We start from the raw sequence: 378 nt of genomic DNA on the forward strand, positions 1-378 counted from the left end.
AAGAAGGGATGGCCTTAACCAGTCCTGAAAACATCCAACTGTCTACCGCTAACAGCCTCAGCTTAACCAGTGAACACCAAACCGACATTAATGCCTTAAAAAACGTCACCCTCTCATCGGGCGAGGCGCTGGGGTTATTTGCGCAAAAATCAGGGATGAAGCTATTTGCCAATCAAGGGGATATTGACCTACAAGCTCAGAATGCCAACCTCAATATGGCGGCCAAGCAAGATATCAAAGTGGATAGTGTGGATGGTGAGGTGACTATCACAGCGAGCGATGAACTAACGTTAATCTGCGGTGGCTCTTATATCAAAATCAGCAGCGAAGGTATCGAACTGGGTACACAGGATAATATCTATCTTAAGTGTAATGTAT

Annotated in this window: 1 protein-coding gene; it reads left to right on the forward strand. The window is 45.2% G+C overall.

Annotated elements, in window-relative coordinates:
- Positions 1–378, forward strand: a 378-nt coding sequence (locus GQ594_RS11925) for a DUF2345 domain-containing protein (protein ID WP_160413196.1), incomplete at both ends; no start/stop codon positions are given.

The organism is Gilliamella sp. Pra-s52, assembly GCF_009795805.1.
Lineage (GTDB): Bacteria > Pseudomonadota > Gammaproteobacteria > Enterobacterales > Orbaceae > Gilliamella.